The 18,093-nt window shown below is 66.7% G+C and carries 14 protein-coding genes; 6 read left to right on the top strand and 8 right to left on the bottom strand.

Features of this window, described 5'->3' with window-relative positions:
- Positions 1-16: 16 nt before the first annotated feature.
- The 8 genes from BW38_RS04780 to BW38_RS04815 form a co-directional block, all read right to left on the bottom strand.
- Positions 17-556, bottom strand: coding sequence for a phosphatase PAP2 family protein (locus tag BW38_RS04780; protein ID WP_025878111.1), 540 nt, complete (start codon positions 554-556; stop codon positions 17-19).
- Complete coding sequence (locus tag BW38_RS04785) at positions 537-1,682, bottom strand: glycosyltransferase family 1 protein (protein WP_032977401.1); 1,146 nt, start codon at positions 1,680-1,682, stop codon at positions 537-539. The genes BW38_RS04780 and BW38_RS04785 overlap by 20 nt, the downstream gene beginning before the upstream one ends.
- Before the next feature lie 166 nt (positions 1,683-1,848).
- On the bottom strand, positions 1,849-4,776 hold the full coding sequence (locus BW38_RS04790) for a TonB-dependent receptor (protein ID WP_032977399.1): 2,928 nt from the start codon (positions 4,774-4,776) through the stop codon (positions 1,849-1,851).
- Between the two features lie 316 nt (positions 4,777-5,092).
- Positions 5,093-6,619 carry an exopolyphosphatase gene (gene ppx / locus BW38_RS04795; RefSeq protein ID WP_025878116.1) on the bottom strand — a complete coding sequence of 509 codons (1,527 nt, stop codon included), beginning with the start codon at positions 6,617-6,619 and terminating at the stop codon, positions 5,093-5,095.
- 597 nt (positions 6,620-7,216) lie between these two features.
- Positions 7,217-9,304, bottom strand: a complete 2,088-nt coding sequence (gene ppk1, locus BW38_RS04800) for a polyphosphate kinase 1 (RefSeq protein WP_032977397.1) — start codon at positions 9,302-9,304, stop codon at positions 7,217-7,219.
- A gap of 4 nt (positions 9,305-9,308) precedes the next feature.
- Positions 9,309-10,640 carry a phosphate regulon sensor histidine kinase PhoR gene (gene phoR, locus BW38_RS04805; protein ID WP_025878120.1) on the bottom strand — a complete coding sequence of 444 codons (1,332 nt, stop codon included), beginning with the start codon at positions 10,638-10,640 and terminating at the stop codon, positions 9,309-9,311.
- Between the two features lie 105 nt (positions 10,641-10,745).
- Positions 10,746-11,435, bottom strand: coding sequence for a phosphate regulon transcriptional regulator PhoB (gene phoB / locus BW38_RS04810; RefSeq protein ID WP_025878121.1), 690 nt, complete (start codon positions 11,433-11,435; stop codon positions 10,746-10,748).
- A 116-nt stretch (positions 11,436-11,551) separates the two neighbouring features.
- Complete coding sequence (locus BW38_RS04815; RefSeq protein ID WP_181950205.1) at positions 11,552-13,252, bottom strand: M48 family metalloprotease; 1,701 nt, start codon at positions 13,250-13,252, stop codon at positions 11,552-11,554.
- Between the two features lie 92 nt (positions 13,253-13,344).
- Here BW38_RS04815 and grxC point away from each other — a divergent pair, with 92 nt between their 5' ends.
- From grxC to BW38_RS04845, 6 genes are all read left to right on the top strand, one after another.
- A complete protein-coding gene (grxC, locus tag BW38_RS04820; protein ID WP_025878124.1) occupies positions 13,345-13,635 on the top strand; it encodes a glutaredoxin 3 in 291 nt (96 codons plus the stop codon).
- Positions 13,632-14,024 carry a carboxymuconolactone decarboxylase family protein gene (locus BW38_RS04825; RefSeq protein ID WP_005408260.1) on the top strand — a complete coding sequence of 131 codons (393 nt, stop codon included), beginning with the start codon at positions 13,632-13,634 and terminating at the stop codon, positions 14,022-14,024. The genes grxC and BW38_RS04825 overlap by 4 nt, the downstream gene beginning before the upstream one ends.
- Before the next feature lie 350 nt (positions 14,025-14,374).
- On the top strand, positions 14,375-15,379 hold the full coding sequence (locus BW38_RS04830) for an isocitrate dehydrogenase (RefSeq protein ID WP_025878127.1): 1,005 nt from the start codon (positions 14,375-14,377) through the stop codon (positions 15,377-15,379).
- Positions 15,380-15,595: 216 nt separating this feature from the next.
- Positions 15,596-16,339, top strand: coding sequence for an isochorismatase family cysteine hydrolase (locus BW38_RS04835; RefSeq protein WP_032977396.1), 744 nt, complete (start codon positions 15,596-15,598; stop codon positions 16,337-16,339).
- A 53-nt stretch (positions 16,340-16,392) separates the two neighbouring features.
- Positions 16,393-17,301 (top strand): LysR family transcriptional regulator, encoded by a 909-nt coding sequence (locus BW38_RS04840; RefSeq protein ID WP_032977394.1) that lies wholly within the window; start codon positions 16,393-16,395, stop codon positions 17,299-17,301.
- Between the two features lie 27 nt (positions 17,302-17,328).
- Positions 17,329-18,090 carry a sulfite exporter TauE/SafE family protein gene (locus tag BW38_RS04845; RefSeq protein ID WP_032977393.1) on the top strand — a complete coding sequence of 254 codons (762 nt, stop codon included), beginning with the start codon at positions 17,329-17,331 and terminating at the stop codon, positions 18,088-18,090.
- Positions 18,091-18,093: the final 3 nt, after the last annotated feature.

Raw genomic sequence — 18,093 nt, 5'->3', positions numbered from 1 at the left:
CGGACATTCTAGGGCATCACACCGGCAACGGCAGCCAGGCCAGGCTGGCCGAGGCCAGCAGTGCAGCGATGCCGGTGGCAGCCAGAACGTCGCTTGGGTAGTGCAGGCCCAGCACTACGCGCGACAGGCCCACGCCGAAGGTGAACGGCACCAGCAGCGGCGCCAGCCAAGGATAGTAGGCCAGCGCGACGATGGTGAACGACACCGCGTGCAGGGTATGGCCGGACGGGAAACTGAACTCATCCAGCGGCGCCACCCAGGCACGGATACGCAGGTCGGCCGCGTACGGCCGTGGCCGCCGGGTCCAGCGTTTCAGGCCCTTGTACAGCAGCAGCGCGGCCAGGCCGGTGGCGGCCATGTGCACTGATGCGCGCAGGCCGTCGAAGCCATCGATGAGCACCAGCGCGCCCATCAGCACATACCAGAACACGCCATCGCCGAGCCGGCTGATGATCGAAAAGACGCGCCGCACGCGGCGACGTCGGCAGTAGTGGTTGGCGCGGCGGCACAACCGGGCTTCGCGACCGGCCAGCAGCTCAAGCGGCGTGGTGCGCATGTCCGCTCCTCCGCGCGCTGGCCAGTTCCGCCAGCAGGCTTTCGAACTCCGCCACCACCTGCTGCGGGTGCAGCCGCTTCATCGCCCGTGCCGCGTTGCCACCCAACCCGCGGCGCTGGGCATCATCGGCAGCCAGTTGCACCGCTGCCTGCACGAACTGCTCGTCGTCATCCACTGCGGCACCGTTCTCGCCGTTGCGCAGGTACTCGCGGGCCGCGCCGTAGTCGAAAGCGACCGTGGCCAGGCCGCTTGCCATGCTTTCCAGGGTCACGTTGCCGAAGGTTTCGCTGCGGCTGGGGAACAGGAACAGATCGCCACTGGCGAAGTGTCGGGCCAGGGCATCGCCGCGCTGGATGCCGCAGAAGATGAAATCGGGATTCTCATGCGCCAGTTTCTCGCGCGCCGGGCCATCGCCGACCCAGATGAAACGCGCTTTCGGACGCACCTGCTGCAGCTTGCGGAAGGCCTTCACCGCCAGGCCGAGGTTCTTTTCGGCGGCGATGCGGCCAACGTAGATCGCCGCCAGGCCCGTGCCATCGATACCCCATTCCTCGCGCAGTGCCGGGTCGCGGCGTGACGGGTCGAACTGCTGGCTGTCGACCGCACGGGCGAGCAGGCGCACGCGCTCGAAGCCCTGGTCGGTCAGGAATTCCTGCAGTTCGCGGGTGGGCACCAGGGTCGCGTCGGCCTGGTTGTGGAAACGGCGCATCCAGCGCATTGCCGCCGACTGCAGCCACGCCACGCCATAGTCGGGCAGGTATTCGTCGAAGCGGGTGTGGAATCCGGTAGCCACCGGAATGCCGAGGCGGCGCGCGGTGCGTAGTGCCGACCAGCCCAGCGGACCTTCGGTCGCCACGTAGACCGCATCGGGGCGCTGCTGTCGCCAGTGCCGGCCCAGCCGGATCGGTGCCGGCAGGCCGAAGCGCAGGCCGGGGTAGCGCGGCAAGGCCGCGCCCGGTACCAGCAGGGTGCCCGGCGCCGCATCCAGTGCTTCGCTGACCTGTCGCGGACGGATCAGGTCGACCTCGTGGCCGGCGGCGCGCAATCCCTGCTCCAGGCCCTGCACGGTCAGTGCGACGCCGTTGATCTCCGGCGGGTAGGTTTCGGTGACGATGGCATAGCGCATGGCGGGCCTCCGGTTTTACGCATGCTCGGGCCTGGCGATGTAGCCGACATGACCGCTTTGCGACAACGCGATGACGACCGGGCAAGGCGGTGCCTGCGCAGTTCAGCGGCACAAAAAAACCACGGCCCCTAAGGGCCGTGGTCGTGGTGGTGCGACAGCGCGAGGATCAGAAGCGCTGGGTGTACTTCATGTAGATGAAACGACCGATGTCATAGCCGCCGTAGTACGAGAAGACCGAGCGCGGCTTGGTGTACATGACAGGGCCCTGCTTGTCGAACACGTTGTTGGCGCCGACCGACACGGTGGCATCCCATGGCAGGTTGTAGCGGAACTGGACGTCGTGGAAGGTGACCGAACCACGCTCGTTGTAGTTGCGCGTGCCCTTGTACCAGGGAGCTGCAACGTTCAGGTCCGAGCACTCGTCGGCGTACTTGCCCGGGTTGACGCACTGTTCCTTGACGCTGGAATAGTAGCGTGCGGTCCAGCTGACGCCGAAGTTCTCCAGATCCCAGCCCACGGTCAGGTTCGAACGCACGCGGAAGCCGATGCCAGTGTTGGTGGCGATGCCGTTGTTGACGGTCGGCACGATCGTGCTGTCGTTGGACGAGCGGAAGACGTCCTTGGCCACGTAGGTGGTCGACCACGAGGTGCTCAGCTTGCCGTAGTCGGTATCCAGGCGGTACGTCAGGTCCATGTCGTAGCCTTCCGTTTCCATGAAGCCGGCATTGCGGTTGCCGAACTTCAGGCCGGTGACGATACCGGTGGTCGCGTTGCGGGTGAAGCGCGCGCAACGGTCGGCCAGGCCCTGCTCATAGCAGTCGATCAGGATCTGGTTCGGGCTGTCGTCGACGATGGTGTCGTCGATGCGGATCTTCCACCAGTCCAGCGAAACGTTGAAGTTGCTGATGAAGGTCGGGCTCCAGACCACGCCCAACGTGCGGCTGGTCGAGGTTTCCGGCTTCAGGTCCGGGTTCGAGCCGGAGGTGAACGGCGTCGGCGTAGCGGCGACGGAGCCTTCGGTCGGCTGGTTGCGGTTGTCCAGCTGGCGGAAGTTGGCCACATCGGCGATGTCACGTGCACAGCGGGCACGCACTTCGGCGCTGCTGCGGGCCGAGCCGTACTTGCTGTCACACGGGTCGGAGAAGTTGGCGAAGGTTTCCGAGCCACCGCCGTACAGGTCGGAAATGGTCGGAGCGCGGAAGCCCTGTGCCCAGGTGCCACGCACCAGCAGCTGGTCGATCGGCTTCCACTTGAAGCCGAACTTGCTGTTGAGCGTATTGCCGAAGGTGTTGTAGTCCGAGAAGCGGGTCGCCGCGTTCAAGCTCAGCTCACGCGCACCCGGCAGGTCGGCCAGCACCGGCACGTTCAACTCCAGGTAGGCTTCCTTCACCTTGTACGACCCACCGGTCGGGCCGGCGGCCAGGTTGGTGGTGGCACCGGTCTGCGCCAGCGGGTCCGGTACGAACTTGCCGGTTTCCTCGCGGTTTTCTACGCCGAAGGCGAAGCCCAGGTCGCCGGCCGGCAGGGTGAACAGGCTGCCGCTGATGGTGGCGAAGGCGTTCTTGGAGGTGGTGCGGCCGGTTGCGTTCTCCGGCGGGAACAGCCAGTCCTGCAGGGCCTGGTTGTTGGTCATGCCGTACGGGCTTTCCACGCCATAGGGAATCAACGGATTCCACGGCATGCAGTTGGCGATCGGCGCACCCGGCGCACCACACTCGACCTTGCCCGTTGCCGGGTTCAGGTAGGACTTGCCGGTAGCCTGTTCGACGCGGCCCTTGTGCAGGTTGCCGAAAGTGCTCTGGCGCAGTTCGTTCTTGTTGTACTGGTAGCCCACTTCCCAGTCGAAGTAGCGCTCACCGATGTCGAACGAGCCCTCGAACGCAGCCACGGCGCGGTAGGTCTTCAGCTCGCTGGTGCTGGTGCGCGGCACCTCCCACAGGCGGCGGTTCCAGCTCACCTCGGTGGGCTTGGCGTAACCGTGCTGGTTGCCGAACGGGTTGAAGTAGCTGTCCACCGACATGCCCTTGATCTTGGCGGTGGCGGTGTCGAACGGATAGCCGGCGGTGACGCGGGTCGAGGAGCGCTTGTTGTAGCCCAGCTCGGCCTTGAAACGGACGTTGTCGGTGATGTTGGCCGTGCCCGAGAAGTACAGCGAATCACGCTTGATCGGGTAGCTCAGGTGCATCTGTTCATTGGTGTTGCTGACATCACCGGTGAACGCGGTCGGATCGGTGAAGTGGTAGTTCGCCGGGTTGGTCGGGTCGGTGCCGCGGTTGAGCGCGTAGTCGCAACCGGCTGCCTTGGTGCAGCCCGGGCCGCCCTTCACGCCGTAGAACTGGCCCCACTGGCTGTTGGTGGTCCAGCCATCGGTCGGGTGGCGGTCAGTGTTGCCGTAACGGCTGAAGCCGCGGTCGCGCGCCCACACGGCCTTTTCTTCCGAGTGTTCGGCAGCGAAGGTGGCCGAGAAGCGGTCGTTGGACCAGCCGGCAACCACGTCGACGCGATCACGGGCGCCGTCGCCCTCGCTGTACTGGCCGTGGTAGACGTTGGCGGTGACGCCGTTGACGTTGGTGCGGGTGATGATGTTGATCACGCCGGCCATCGCGTCGGAACCGTAGATGGCCGAGGCGCCGTCCTTCAGCACTTCAATGCGTTCGACCGCAGACACGGGCAGGGTCGACACGTCCTGGTAGCCGGAGGTGCTGATGCCCAGGCGCTTGCCGTTGACCAGCACCAGCGTGCGCTGGGTGCCCAGGTTGCGCATGTTCACGTAGGTACCACCGGCATCCTCACCGGCCGACAGCACGTTGGCACGGCTGATGGTCGGGCTGCCCATCGCGGTCACGTTCTGCAGGATATCCGACACCGAGCTGAAGCCCTGGCGTTCGATGTCGGCGCGGGTCAGCGCCAGTACCGGCTGCGACGTTTCAACGTCCACCTGGCGGATACGCGAACCGGTGATCTCGATGCGGTCCAGGTTGGTCGGCGAAGCGGTGCTGCTGCTCTGGGCGAACGCCGGCAGCGCAGCCAGCGTCGCGGTGGTTGCCAGGGCGTAGCGGATGGCCTGCCCCAGTGCGGTGGTGCGTGAAGTCATGACGAGCTCTCTCTCTCGGGTCGTGCAAAGGACGCCAAAACGGGCGTCGAAGGAATCGGCCGGTCCATGACCGAGCCGATGACCCGATAGTAGTCTCGTTGGTTAATGCTCTGTAAAGAGCGTGTGTCGGTTTGTGTCGCTACACATCGCGTGGTTTCACGAAATGTGAACAAAAGCAGGGGTTTACGTGAAGACGCGGCAGGCACGGCCGCCGCCAACTGCTGCGTTGCAGCAGAAATTGGCGGTCGATTGCGCGAACTGTAACGAAATGTAATCGGGCGCCGGTCAGCGATCGGACGGCGTCCCGTCGCCCTGCTCAGACCACGAACGGACGGAACTGGATGCCGAGTCCAGCGATGCCCTCGGTCTCGCCGATCAGGTCGGCGCGCAGCAGCGGGCGCGCATCGATGAAGTCCTGCGGCACGATCAGCGACAGGCGGCTGTCGTCGGCAGTCAGTTCCAGCACCGGCAGCGGTGCGTCCTCATGCGCGCGGTTGAGCAGGACCGCCAGGCGCAGCAGGGCAGCCAGGCGCCGTGCGGTCAGCAGCAGGCGTTCGGGAATGGCATCGAAGGCGGTCTTGCTGATGCCGCGGCGGTGATTGCGCACCAGCGTCGCCAGCATCTGCTGTTCCTGCCGCGAGAAGCCGGCGATATCCGAGTTTTCCAGCACGTAGCTGCCATGCACGTGGTAACCGCTGTGGGCGATCATCAACCCCAGCTCATGCAGGCGTGCGGCCCAGCCGAGCATGCGTGCGTCATCGGCATCCAGCTTCCAGCGCTCCTGCACCTGCTCCAGCAACGACAGTGCGGTGTCCTGAACGCGGCCGGCCTGCACCGTGTCGATGCCATAGCGATGGGTGAGGGCGGCCACCGATTCATCGCGCGGGTCGTTGTCGCCGGCACGGCCAAGGATGTCATAGAGGATGCCCTCGCGCATCGCGGCCTTGCTGACCAGCAGCTTCTGCAGGCCCAGCGCTTGGAAGGCGGCCTCCAGCACCAGGATGCCGCCGGCGATGATCGGGCGGCGATCGCTGGACAGGCCAGGCAGCACGATGTCGTCGATCTTCTTGGCCTTCAGCAGCTCATCGCGGAGCTGCGGCAACGCCTCGGCGGTGATCGCACCCTTGCTCAGCTTCATCGTCGCGCAGATTTCGCTGATGGCCTTGTGGGTACCAGACGACCCCAGTGCTTCCTGCCAGCCCAGCGCGCGGTATTTGCTGGCGAATGGCTGGAACTCCCGGCCAATCTCGGCCAGTGCGTCCTTCCAGCGCTTCTTGCTGAGTTTGCCGCCCGGGAAGAAGCGACGGGTGCTGGCGATGCAACCGGCCTGCAGGCTCTCGCGCTCCAGGGTCTGCATGCCCTTGCCGATGATGAACTCGGTCGAGCCGCCGCCGATGTCGATCACCAGGCGATGCTGGTCGGGCTTGGGCGGTTGCGCATGGGCCACGCCCAGGTAGATCAGGCGCGCTTCCTCGCGGCCACTGACCACTTCGATGGCGTGCCCGAGCGCGGTTTCGGCCGGCATCAGGAACGCCTGCGGCGAGCGCAGCTGGCGCACGGTGTTGGTGGCCAGAGCACGCACGCGATGCGGCGGGACGTTGCGGATGCGCTGGCCGAAGCGGGCCAGGCACTCCAGCGCGCGCTGTCGCGCTGCTGCGGAGAGTCCGCCCTTGCCGTCCAGGCCGTCGGCCATGCGCACGGTTTCGCGCAGGCGGTCGATCACCCGCAGCTGGCCAAGCGTGTAACGCGCGATGACCATGTGGAAACTATTGGAGCCAAGGTCGATGGCGGCCAGCAGGTCGCCATCCTGCAATGCGGGCGGAGTCGTGGTGGTATGCGGCATGGGCGAATGTTAGCCGAAGGGGCGGTGAACTCGTCACCGCGCGGCCTTCACATTTTGGAGGGGGAGTGTGGCAGGGCTGCGCCCTGCACCCGCCGAAGCGGTAGTGCCGACTGCTGGCCGGCAACCTCAACGTAACAGCAACAGCAACAGCAACAGCAACAGCAACGGCAACAGCTGGCTTCCTGTGGGATGGCGGGGTGGGTCCGGTTGCGGGGGACGCCGTAAACCCGTCCATGGGGGCTTGGCCGCGGCATCCATGCCGCGGACACCCCCGCAACCGGACCCACCCCGCCTTCGACAGGTTCCCGCGATCTGTCGGAATGGCATGGCCTGCTTCTGGTGGGTGTCGACCTTGCCTGCTGTTGGTAGGTGTCGACCTTGGTCGACACGGTGGATCCACGCCATGCGTGGATGAATCCAAACGTGCCAACCAAGGTTGGCACCTATCGGATCAAAGGGTCTGCATATGTCGACCTTTGACAGGTTCACGCGGCTGTTGGTAGGTGTCGACCTTGGTCGACACGGTAGATCCACGCCATGCGTGGATGAATCCAAACGTGCCAACCAAGGTTGGCACCTACCTGGCCACCTGCCGGGTCAGAGGCCCTGCATCAACGCCATCTGCGCCGAATGCGGGGCTTCGTCGTGGGCCGGTGCGCGCTTGTGATAGATGCCTTCGGCATCCAGCTCCCAGGCGTTGAGGTTGTCGTCCAGGTAGTTCTGCAGCACCTCGCGGTACACCCGCTTGGCCAGCGCCGGGTCGAGGATCGGGAAGCAGGTTTCCACCCGGCGCAGCAGGTTGCGTTCCAGCCAGTCGGCGCTGGCGCAGTACAGCTCCGGTGCGCCGTCGTTGCCGAACCAGTAGACCCGGCTGTGTTCCAGGAAACGGCCGACGATCGAGCGCACGCGGATGTTGTCCGACACGCCCGGTACGCCCGGGCGCAGGGTGCAGGCGCCACGGATGATCAGGTCGATCTGCACACCCGCCTGCGAGGCGGCGTACAGCGCACGGATCACCTGCGCTTCGTTGAGGGCGTTCATCTTGGCGATGATCCGCGCCGGTCGCCCGGCGGCGGCGATGCGCGTCTCGCGCTCGATCCTCGCCAGGATCCCGGTGTGCAACGTGAAGGGCGACTGCAGCAGGCGCTTGAGCTTCATCTTCGACGCCAGCCCGGACAGCTGCTGGAACAGCAGGTGCACGTCGTTGCCGATGTCTGCATCGGCGGTGATCAGGCTCAGGTCGGTGTACGCGCGCGCGGTACCGCTGTGGTAGTTGCCGGTGCCCAGGTGCACGTAGCGGCGCAGCTTGCGGCCTTCGCGGCGCACGATCAGCAGCATCTTGGCGTGGGTCTTGTAGCCGACCACGCCGTACACCACCTGCACGCCGGCTTCCTGCAGCCGATCGGCCAGGCCCAGGTTGGCCTCTTCATCGAAGCGCGCGCGCAGCTCGACCACCACGGTCACGTCCTTGCCGGCGCGCGCCGCCTGGATCAGTGCATCGACGATCAATGAGTCCTTGCCGGTGCGGTACAGGGTCTGCTTGATCGCCAGCACGTTCGGATCGAGCGCGGCCTGGCGGATCAGGTCGAGCACTGCCGCGAACGCGTCGAAGGGGTGGTGCAGCAGCAGGTCCTGGCGGGCCACGGTCTCGAAGATGCCGTCGCTGTCGCGCAGGGTGCGCGGGGTCATCGGCGGATACTTCAGGTCCGGCTGGGCGATCAGGTCGTACAGCTGGATGATGCGGTTGAGGTTGACCGGTCCGTCGATGCGGTACACCGCGTTCTCGGTCAGGCCGAAGTTCTGCAGCAGGGTGCGTACGATGTCGCGCGGCATGTCGTGGGCGATCTCCAGCCGCACTGCAGGCCGGTAGCCGCGGTCCACCAGCTCATCGCGCAGGGCCAGCGCCAGGTTTTCCACTTCCTCTTCATCCACCACCAGCTCGGAGTTGCGGGTGACACGGAACTGGTAGGCGCCCAGCACTTCCAGCCCCGGGAACAACTCGTCCACGAAGGTGGACAGCACCGAGGACAGGAACACGAAATTCTGCGGGCCGCCGAGTTTTTCCGGCAGCTGGATGATCCGCGGCAGCGAACGCGGTGCGCGCACGATGGCCAGGTGGCCGCTGCGGCCGAACGCATCGGTGCCCTTCAGCACCACCACGATGTTCAGCGACTTGTTGAGGATCTTCGGGAACGGATGCACCGGATCCAGGCCCAGCGGCGACAGCACCGGCATGATCTCGTTGCGGAAATAGGCACGCAGCCAGCGCTTCTGGCGATGGGTCCAGGAGTTGCGGCCGAGCACGCCGATGCCGGCCTGCATCAGCGCCGGGCGCAGCGTCTGGTTCCAACAGCGGTACTGCTGGTCCACCAGCTCGGCGGCGCGCTCGTGGATGGCATTGAGAATGGCCTGCGGACTCATGCCGTCCGGTGCCGGCGGCAGGCCGAACTCCTGTGCATGACGGACCGCGGCGGCACGGATCTCGAAGAATTCATCCAGGTTCGTGCAGGAGATGCACATGAAGCGCAGGCGCTCCAGCAGCGGCACCTGCGGATCCATCGCCTGCGCCAGCACGCGGAAGTTGAAATCCAGCTGCGACAGTTCGCGGTTGATGTACAGCGCCGGGTCGCGCAACGGATCGCTGTCCGTGCTCACGGGGAGGGGGAGGGATCCGAGGCTGCTCATGGCGTCATTCTTCGAAGGAGGTCAGGGGGGCGGACTCACGCGGTCGCACGTGGTCGGCATCGAAATGGCAGGCGAACACCGAGCCCTTGCCGACCTCGCTGTCGATTTCCAGGCGTGCGTGGTGCAGACCGAGGATGTGCTTGACGATCGACAGGCCCAGGCCGGTGCCGCCGCTTTCGCGCGAGCGGCTGCTGGACACGCGGTAGAAGCGTTCGGTCAGGCGGGGCAGGTGGGTGGCCGGAATGCCGTAGCCGGTATCGCGTACCGCCAGCACCACGCCGTCGCCCTCGCGGCGGAACTCCACCGCGATGCGGCCACCGGCCGGGGTGTAGCGGACCGCGTTGGTGACCAGGTTGGAGAACGCGCTGTGCAGTTCCTTGGTCGAGCCCTGCAGGTCCACGCCGGCCAGGTCGTCGATGCTGATCTGGTGCCGGCCCTGGCTGTGCGCTTCGGCTTCGCGGCGCAGGGTGGCCAGCATGGGCTGCATGGCCACCGTCTCGGCCTCGCTGTGTTCCTGCGATTCCAGCCGCGACAGGGTCAGCAGGTCCTCCACCAGCTGGGCCATGCGCTGGCTCTGCTTGCGCATTTCCTCCAGCATCGGTCCGGTTCCCGGGAAGTCCTCCGGGTCCATCATGTCCAGGTAGCCGTGGACCACGGTCAGCGGGGTGCGCAGCTCATGTGAAACGTTCGCCACGAAGTCGCGGCGTACCTGTTCCAGGCGCAGCAGCTTGCTGACGTCACGGGCGATCAACAGCCAGTAGTCGGACGAATAGGGAATCAGGCGCAGGTTCAGGCGGATCGCAGGATCGACCGGCGAGGGCACGTCCAGGATCGGTTCGGCATTGCGGCCACCGGCCAGCCAGTGGGCCAGCGGCATCGGCTGCAGGCGTTCGACCAAGGCCTCACCCAGATCGCCCGGATGATGCAGGCCGAGCAGGGCCGTGGCCGCTTCGTTGAACCACTGCACGCGCTGGCTGTTGCGGTCCAGCACCACCACGGCGTCGGGCAGCGCGGCCGCTGCAGCGCGATAGCTGCGCAGCATGTCCAGCAGTCGCCGCTTGCGTACGCGCATCTCGACCTGGTTGCGGTACAGCAGGCGGTCCAGCTCGTTCCAGACGCCGGTGCCTTCGGCGGCGGTGTCCCAGCGCTGGCGCGCGGTCAGCCGGCGCAGCACGCGGCGCAGCCGCCAGTAGTGCCAGACCAGCGTCGCCAGTGCCGCCAGCGCGATGCACAGCCACAGGTGGCCAGTGAACCAACCGACCAGACCGGCCAACAGCAACACGGTGGCCACGGTGGCCAGTGTCTTCAACCAGGCAGAGCGGATGTGGCGGGGCATTGCGGTCTCGTCGTGGGTTGCGGCGGTTCACGCAGGTGAACCGGAAGTTATAGCAGAGTTGCCGACGCCGGCACCGTGGGGTGCGCGGCGCCGGCACGACGAGGCTCAGGTTGCGGTGGAGAAGCGGTAACCGGCGCCGCGCACGGTCTGCACCATGTTCTCGGCGTTGAACGGTTCCAGCGTCTTGCGCAGGCGGCGGATATGCACGTCGATGGTGCGTTCTTCCACATACACGCTGCCGCCCCACACGTGGTCCAGCAACTGCGCGCGGGTATACACGCGCTCGGGGTGGGTCATGAAGAAGTGCAGCAGGCGGTACTCGGTCGGGCCGATCGGCACCGGCTGGTCGTTGGCGAACACGCGATGGGCGGCACCGTCGATGCGGATCGCACCCACCGCCACGCTGCCGTCCTCGTCATCGTCGCGGGCGCGGCGCATGACTGCGCGGATACGCGCCAGCAGTTCGCGCGCCGAGAACGGCTTGACCACGTAGTCGTCGACACCGGCTTCGAGGCCACCGACGCGGTCGTTCTCTTCGCCGCGCGCGGTCAGCATGATGATCGGCACTTCGCGGGTGAGGGTTTCCTTGCGCCAGCGCCGGGCCAGGTCCAGGCCACTGGTGCCGGGCAGCATCCAGTCGAGCAGGATCAGGTCGGGGACGCGGTCGGCGATGGCGGTCTGGGCCTCGCGGGCGTCACCGGCGTGGACAGGTTCGTAATCGCCCTTGCGAAGGGCGAAGGCGACCATTTCGCGGATCGCGGGCTCGTCATCGACGATCAGGATGCGTTTCTGCACGAGGGCACCGTAGGGCTCAGTTACTGGAGTGGTGCCAGTAGACTACGGTTTGATGACATGTTTGTGACTGCCTGGCCGGCATCTGGCATTGCTGCCATCTGCCGGTCATGCCGCACTCAGCGGCGGTCCAGATCCGGGTCCTGCACGCCCTGCCGGCGAAGCTCGAGCACGGTGGGCGTGATCGACTCGATCCGCGCATCCACCCGGGCCCGACCGACATAGTCCAGCGCGGGGTTGCGCTTGAGTGCCTGCAGCTGCATCAGGGCCTGTTCCGGGCGCCCGCCCAGGAACGCCGCCTCGGCATAGGCCTCGCTGGCGCGGACGCTGTCGCCGGCCAGTTCACTGGCGCGGGCGTAGCGCTGCTGGAAGACCGGATCGTTACCGCTTTGCGACAGCAGGGGGCGCAGCATCGCCTGCGCGCGCTGGCCCGCGGCCTGGCCTCCCTGCTCGTTCAGGATCTCGGCGTAGGTCAGGGCCACCGGCCGGCTGTTGGGGTGTTCGTGCAGCAGCTGCTCGAAGCGCGCATTGGCCTGGGTGGATTGGCCGGTGCGCGACTCCGCTTCGGCCAGGGCCAGGGCGACCCACAGGCTGTCCGGGTGGGTCTTCAGCAGGTCGGTGAGGGTCTGCCGGGCCTGGCTGGCACCGCTGCGGCCACCGCGCATCGTGGCCAGCGCCTGGCCATAGCGCTGGGCGTCATCCAGACCGTCCTTCTGCCTGCGCGCAAGATCGGTGTACTCGCGTTGCAGGTCGGCCGGGCTGTCGGCGCTGAGCACGCGCAGGCGCTCACGGGCCCAGTTGAAATCGCCACTGGCGCCGCGGCTGAGCTGGCCGATCGGAACCCGCAGCACGCTGCCGGGCAGCAGCGGGTTGATGCCGCGCAGCAGCGGATCGCCCAGGGTCGGGTCGGCGGGATCCACTCGCTCCTTGCGCTCGCCGCTGGGCGTGCGCGTGGTCAGCAGCACCGTGTCCTTCTTCATCTGTTCGGCGCGGGCCTTGGCCTCGCTGATGCGGGTGGTGTTGACCGGGTGGGTGCGCAGGAAGTCGGGAACGCTGTAGCCGCCATCGTTGCCGCGCATCGCCGAGGACATGCGTTCGAAGAAGCCGGCCATCGCATCCACGTCGTAGCCGCTGCGCGACAGCGTGCGGATGCCCAGCCGGTCGGCCTCCGATTCGTTGGAGCGGGTGTAGTCGATCTGCCGTTGCTGCATCAGGCCCATGCCCGAGCTGATCGCGGCCATGGTCGCGTTGCCCGAGGACGAACTGTTGCTGGCCTGGGCGGCAACCACCGCCGCCAGCATCCCCAGCAGGATCGGGATCTGGTCGCGCTGGGCGCGCTCGACCCCGCGCAGCACGTGCTGCTGGGTGACGTGGGCGATTTCGTGCGACAGCACCGCCGCCACCTCGTCCTCGCGCTCGGCCGTCAGCACCAGGCCGGCATTGACGCCGATATAGCCGCCGAGGGTGGCGAAGGCATTGATCTGGCGGTCTTTCATCACGAAGAACGTGTAGGGCTGGCGTGGCTGGTCACTGTTGGATCCGAGGCGGGTGCCCATGGTCTGCAGCCAGTCGTTGACCAGGGGATCGTCCAGCAGGTAGCCATAGTTGCGCAGTTCGCGCAGCATCATCGCGCCGTACTCGGCCTGCCGGGCCGGGGTCAGCAGTTCGCCCGCCGAGGAGCCGATGTCCGGCAGCTTCTCCTGGGCCTGCGCCAGCGGGGCGGCCAGGGCCAGGGTCAGGGCAGCGGTGAGCAGCAGGGGTCGCAAGCGGTCGGTCCTCGGGCAGGGTCGGCCCAGCGTGGCAGGGCAGGGGGCAACCATTCGTTAATCAATCCACAGTGTTGCGGGCGTGGCGTGGAAATTCCAGCGCACCGGTACCATATATGGACCGTCGATCCATCGTGGAGTTTCCCGTGACAGCCCAGTCCGCCGGCGCTACCCCCGCCATCACCATCTATTCCACCGCCGTCTGCCCGTACTGCGTGGCCGCCAAGAACTTCCTCAAGAGCAAGGGCCAGCAATGGACCGAGGTCCGCATCGACCTGGACCCGGTCGAGCGCGAGAAGATGATGGCCAAGACCCGCCGCACCAGCGTCCCGCAGATCTTCGTGGGCGACGTCCACGTGGGCGGCTACGACGACATGATGGCCCTGCATCGTGAAGGCAAGCTCGAGCCGCTGCTGGCCGGGCAGGGCCAGGCATGAGCGCGGCCGACGACGGCAGCAAGGACCGGATCGCCGAGTTCACCGACTTCCGCAAGCGCATGAATGAACGCATCCTGGGCGAGCCGAACCAGGTGGTGCGCCGCTTCTTCGCCCTGGATACGCAGACCTACCAGGCCGGCGCGCTGGACGTGAAGACCAAGGAGTTGCTGGGCCTGGTGGCCTCGATGGTGCTGCGCTGCGACGACTGCATCAGCTACCACGTGGCCCAGTGCAAGGACGCCGGCGTCACCCGTGAGGAGTTCTTCGAGACCTTCTCGGTAGGCCTGGTTGTCGGCGGCTCGATCGTGATCCCGCACCTGCGCCGCGCGGTGGACTTCCTCGACCAGCTGGAAGGTGGCGCCGCCGCCCCGGCAGCGCACGAGCACTGAGCCCGGCCGCTACCGCGAACCGGGCCCTCTGGTAGTGCCGGCCGCTGGCCGGCATCTGGTGGACCCAAATCGGCAGAGGTTGCCGGCCAGCGGCCGGCACTACCACGCATGCGCCGGGCCTCCCCGCGATCCCGCAGCCCAGGAGCCCCCTTGTTGTTAAAGGGGGGCGCGCCGAAGGCGCGGGGATTAGGAGGAATGCGCGGGCAATTATGCCTTTGCCGGGGTCGGGACCATGGTCTACTTGGGTAGCCGGGCCCGGCTAAGGCATAATTGCGGGTGAAACTTCCTTTGCGCCGGCGTTTCCGGGCACGTCCGGACGGCGTTTTTCCCCCTGTTCGGAACATCGATCAATGACGCAGAAAATTACGGTCATCCGCGGCGACGGCATTGGCCCGGAAATCATGGACGCCACCCTGTTCGTGCTCGACCAGCTCAACACTGGCCTGGAGTACGAAGACGCCGACGCCGGCCTGGTGGCCCTGGAGAAGCATGGCGATCTGATGCCGGCGGTGACCCTGGAATCGATCGCGCGCAACAAGGTCGCGCTGAAGAGCCCGCTGACCACCCCGGTCGGTGGCGGTTTCACCTCGATCAACGTCAGCCTGCGCCGCCACTTCGACCTGTACGCCAACGTGCGTCCGGCCCACACCTTCCCGAACACCAAGTCGCGTTTCGACAACGTCGACCTGATCACCGTTCGTGAGAACACCGAAGGTGCGTACCTGGCCGAAGGCCAGGAAGTGTCGGCCGACGGCGAGACCGCTTTCTCCGGCACCCGCATCACCCGCAAGGGCTCCGAGCGCATCGTGCGTTACGCCTTCGAGCTGGCCAAGAGCACCGGCCGCAAGAAGGTCACCGCCGTGCACAAGGCCAACATCATCAAGTCGACCTCGGGCCTGTTCCTGGCCGTGGCGCGCGAAGTCGCCGCGCAGTACCCGGACATCGAGTTCCAGGAAATGATCGTCGACAACTGCTGCATGCAGCTGGTGATGCGTCCGGAACAGTTCGATGTGATCGTCACCACCAACCTGTTCGGTGACATCATTTCCGACCTGTGCGCCGGTCTGGTCGGTGGCCTGGGCCTGGCCCCGGGCGCCAACATCGGCAAGGACGCGGCGATCTTCGAAGCCGTGCACGGCACCGCGCCGGACATCGCCGGCCAGGGCAAGGCCAATCCGTGCGCCCTGCTGCTGGCGGCGGCACAGATGCTGGACCACGTCGGCCAGCCGGAAAACGCCGAGCGCCTGCGCAAGGCCATCGTCGCCACGATGGAAGCCAAGGATTCGCTGACCGGCGACCTCGGCGGCACCGGCAACACGATGGGCTTCGCCAAGGCGATCGCCAGCCGCCTGTAAGCGGCGGCTCGACTCCGATTGGATCCACAGCGGGGCGCCTTCGGGCGCCCCGCTGCGTTTCACCGGCCAGTAGATCCACGCCATGCGTGGATGGCGGCATCTCCAAGGAAAATGATCTGTGCGAAAAACGCACAGATTGTGTGCTCAACGGCGGCTGGTTCGTGCATTCAATGCTCCTCATCCTGTGCCCACTTCCCACCGCACAGGAGTTTGACCATGAACCTCACTGCTTTCGGCCTGGCCGGCCTGATCGGCATGGCTGCCACCGTCCCGGTTGTCGCCGCCGAGCCGGTCCACCCCACCATTCGCCATATGGCCGGCGCTGCGGCTGCCACCTCGCTCGACGCAGCGAAGACGGCCGTGCTGGTGATCGACTTCCAGAACGAGTACTTCGACGCCAGCGCCGCGCCCGGTTTCGCCGGTGGTCGCATGGTCATTCCCGATGGTGTAGCGGCCCTGCGGCAGACGCGTCGCGTGATCGACTTCGCTGATGCCAACGGCATCCGCGTGATCCATGTGCAGCACGTACTGCCGGCAGGCGCGCCGCTGTTTGCAGAAGGCAGTGTCAACGCGGCATTCCACCGTGACATGCAACCGCGCAAGGGCGAGACCGTGGTGCAGAAGGACAGCGTCAGCGTGTTCGCCGGTACCTCGGCAGCGGCACTGGACAAGGTGCTGAAGGATGCCGGTATCGACACCCTCATCGTCACCGGGCTGCAGACCCATGCCTGCGTTGCCGGTGCTGCACGCGATGCTGCGGCGCCGCCGCGCGGCTACCGGGTGATCGTGGCTTCCGATGCCTCTGCCAGCCGTGATCTGGATCTGGCCAATGGCGGGACCATCGGCTATCGCGCATTGCATGAAGCGTCGCTGGCGCAGATCGAGGATGCCTTCGGCGACGTGATGACCACCTCGGCGATTCTGGCCCTGCCGGTGCGCAAGGCAGGCAACGGCACTTGATAAGCTGGCGGGGTCCGCAGCCTGCGGGCCCCGCCGACTGGAGCGCGCTGCAGATGGACCATTTCGCCGCCCTGCGAGCCCTGCGCGCGATCGTCGACGCCGGCAGTTTCACTGCCGCCGCCGAGCGGCTGGGTACCACCCATTCGGCGATGTCGCGGCAGTTGCGTCAACTTGAAGAGCACCTGCAGGTGCGTCTGCTGGATCGCAACAGCCGGCGGCTGTCGCTGACCGAGGCCGGGCGCGACTACTACCGCGAGGCGGTGGCGCTGCTTGACCGGCTGGAGGCCGCAGATGACCGTGCGCGGGCCGGCCAGGCCCAGCCCAGCGGGCGCGTGCGGGTCAGCGTGCCGCAGGTGGTCGCCAGCCAGGAGCTGCCGCATTGGCTGCCTGGCTTCCTGGCGCGCTATCGCCAGGTTGCGCTGGAACTGTCAGCCGACGATCAGCTGGTCGATGTGGTCGGCGGTGGCTTCGACCTCGCCCTGCGCATCGCGCCGTCCTTGCCTGACAGCCAACTGGTCGCCCGTGAACTGGCGCGATGCCCGCGCATCCTGGTTGCGGCACCGGCGTACCTCGCCCGGCAGGGACTGCCTCGACAGGTGGCCGACCTGCAGAACCACACCTTGTTGGGGTTCAACCCTGTTGCGGCGATGACGCCGTGGCAGCTGCACGGACCGCGCGGTGTCATCGCCAGCGTGGAAGCAGGCCAACGACTACGCGTGGACGCCACGCCGGCACTGTATGCGGCCGTGCTGGCCGGCATGGGCATCAGTCTGTTCACCGCGCTTACGGTGCAGGAAGATCTTCGCGCCGGCCGCTTGATCCGCGTGCTTCCCAGCTGGCACGGTGGCACGCGCTGCTATTTCGCGCTGTATCCCCATGCGCGTGCGCTGGCGCCGAAGGTGCGCGCGCTGGTCGATCATCTCGCCACGCATTACGCTGCAGCGTCGGGTGCGGCAGGGTAAGTCGCACGGCAGTGGTGAGGAGTGGGGATGGAGCCGGTGTATCTGCTGGTCGCGCTGGGCGCGATCGTCGCGGGGTTCGTGCAGGGCCTGTCGGGATTCGCGTTCGGCATGGTCGCGATGTCGTTCTGGGCGTGGGGGCTGGATCCCCGGCTTGCGGCGACGCTGTCGGTGTTCGGCGCGCTGGTCGGCCAGTTGCTGGCGGTATTCACCGTGCGCCGTGGCTTCAACCTGCGCCTGCTGCTGCCGTTCGTGCTCGGTGGGTTGGCGGGCATTCCGCTTGGCGTGCTGGTGCTGCCGCAGCTGGACATGGCCTGGTTCAAGGCGCTGCTGGGAGGTTTCCTGGCGCTGTGGTGCCCGGTGATGCTGATGGCGCGTTCGTTGCCACCGGTCACCGTTGGCGGCCGGTTCGGCGACGCGCTGGCCGGCATGGCCGGTGGTGTGCTCAGTGGCATCGGTGGCTTCGCCGGGCCGATACCGACCCTGTGGAGCACGCTGCGGGGCTTCGGCAAGGACGAGCAGCGCGCGGTCATCCAGAACTTCAACCTGGCGATGCTGGCGGTGACCATGGCCACCTATGTCGGTACCGGCATGGTCACCCGGCAGATGCTGCCGTACTTCGCCATTGTCGCGCCGGCGATGCTGGTACCCACGCTGCTGGGGGCGAAGCTGTATATCGGTATCAGTGAGGCGCGTTTCCGGCAGATCGTCCTCGGCCTGCTGACCGCTTCCGGCGTGGCCATGCTGGCCTCGTCGCTGCCGATCCTGCTGTCCCGTGGGGCGGCGGGCTGAGGG

This window comes from Stenotrophomonas sp. RIT309 (assembly GCF_000632045.1).
Taxonomy (GTDB): Bacteria; Pseudomonadota; Gammaproteobacteria; order Xanthomonadales; family Xanthomonadaceae; genus Stenotrophomonas; species Stenotrophomonas indicatrix.
This window is presented reverse-complemented; position numbering and strand designations above follow the sequence as displayed.

Excerpts from the sequence above, each read along its gene's own strand:
- BW38_RS04780 (WP_025878111.1), bottom strand. The coding sequence starts at position 556 with ATGCGCACCACGCCGCTTGAGCTGCTGGCCGGTCGCGAAGCCCGGTTG.
- BW38_RS04785 (WP_032977401.1), bottom strand. The coding sequence starts at position 1,682 with ATGCGCTATGCCATCGTCACCGAAACCTACCCGCCGGAGATCAACGGC.
- BW38_RS04790 (WP_032977399.1), bottom strand. The coding sequence starts at position 4,776 with ATGACTTCACGCACCACCGCACTGGGGCAGGCCATCCGCTACGCCCTG.
- ppx (WP_025878116.1), bottom strand. The coding sequence starts at position 6,619 with ATGCCGCATACCACCACGACTCCGCCCGCATTGCAGGATGGCGACCTG.
- ppk1 (WP_032977397.1), bottom strand. The coding sequence starts at position 9,304 with ATGAGCAGCCTCGGATCCCTCCCCCTCCCCGTGAGCACGGACAGCGAT.
- phoR (WP_025878120.1), bottom strand. The coding sequence starts at position 10,640 with ATGCCCCGCCACATCCGCTCTGCCTGGTTGAAGACACTGGCCACCGTG.
- BW38_RS04815 (WP_181950205.1), bottom strand. The coding sequence starts at position 13,252 with ATGGTTGCCCCCTGCCCTGCCACGCTGGGCCGACCCTGCCCGAGGACC.
- BW38_RS04825 (WP_005408260.1), top strand. The coding sequence starts at position 13,632 with ATGAGCGCGGCCGACGACGGCAGCAAGGACCGGATCGCCGAGTTCACC.
- BW38_RS04830 (WP_025878127.1), top strand. The coding sequence starts at position 14,375 with ATGACGCAGAAAATTACGGTCATCCGCGGCGACGGCATTGGCCCGGAA.
- BW38_RS04835 (WP_032977396.1), top strand. The coding sequence starts at position 15,596 with ATGAACCTCACTGCTTTCGGCCTGGCCGGCCTGATCGGCATGGCTGCC.
- BW38_RS04840 (WP_032977394.1), top strand. The coding sequence starts at position 16,393 with ATGGACCATTTCGCCGCCCTGCGAGCCCTGCGCGCGATCGTCGACGCC.
- BW38_RS04845 (WP_032977393.1), top strand. The coding sequence starts at position 17,329 with ATGGAGCCGGTGTATCTGCTGGTCGCGCTGGGCGCGATCGTCGCGGGG.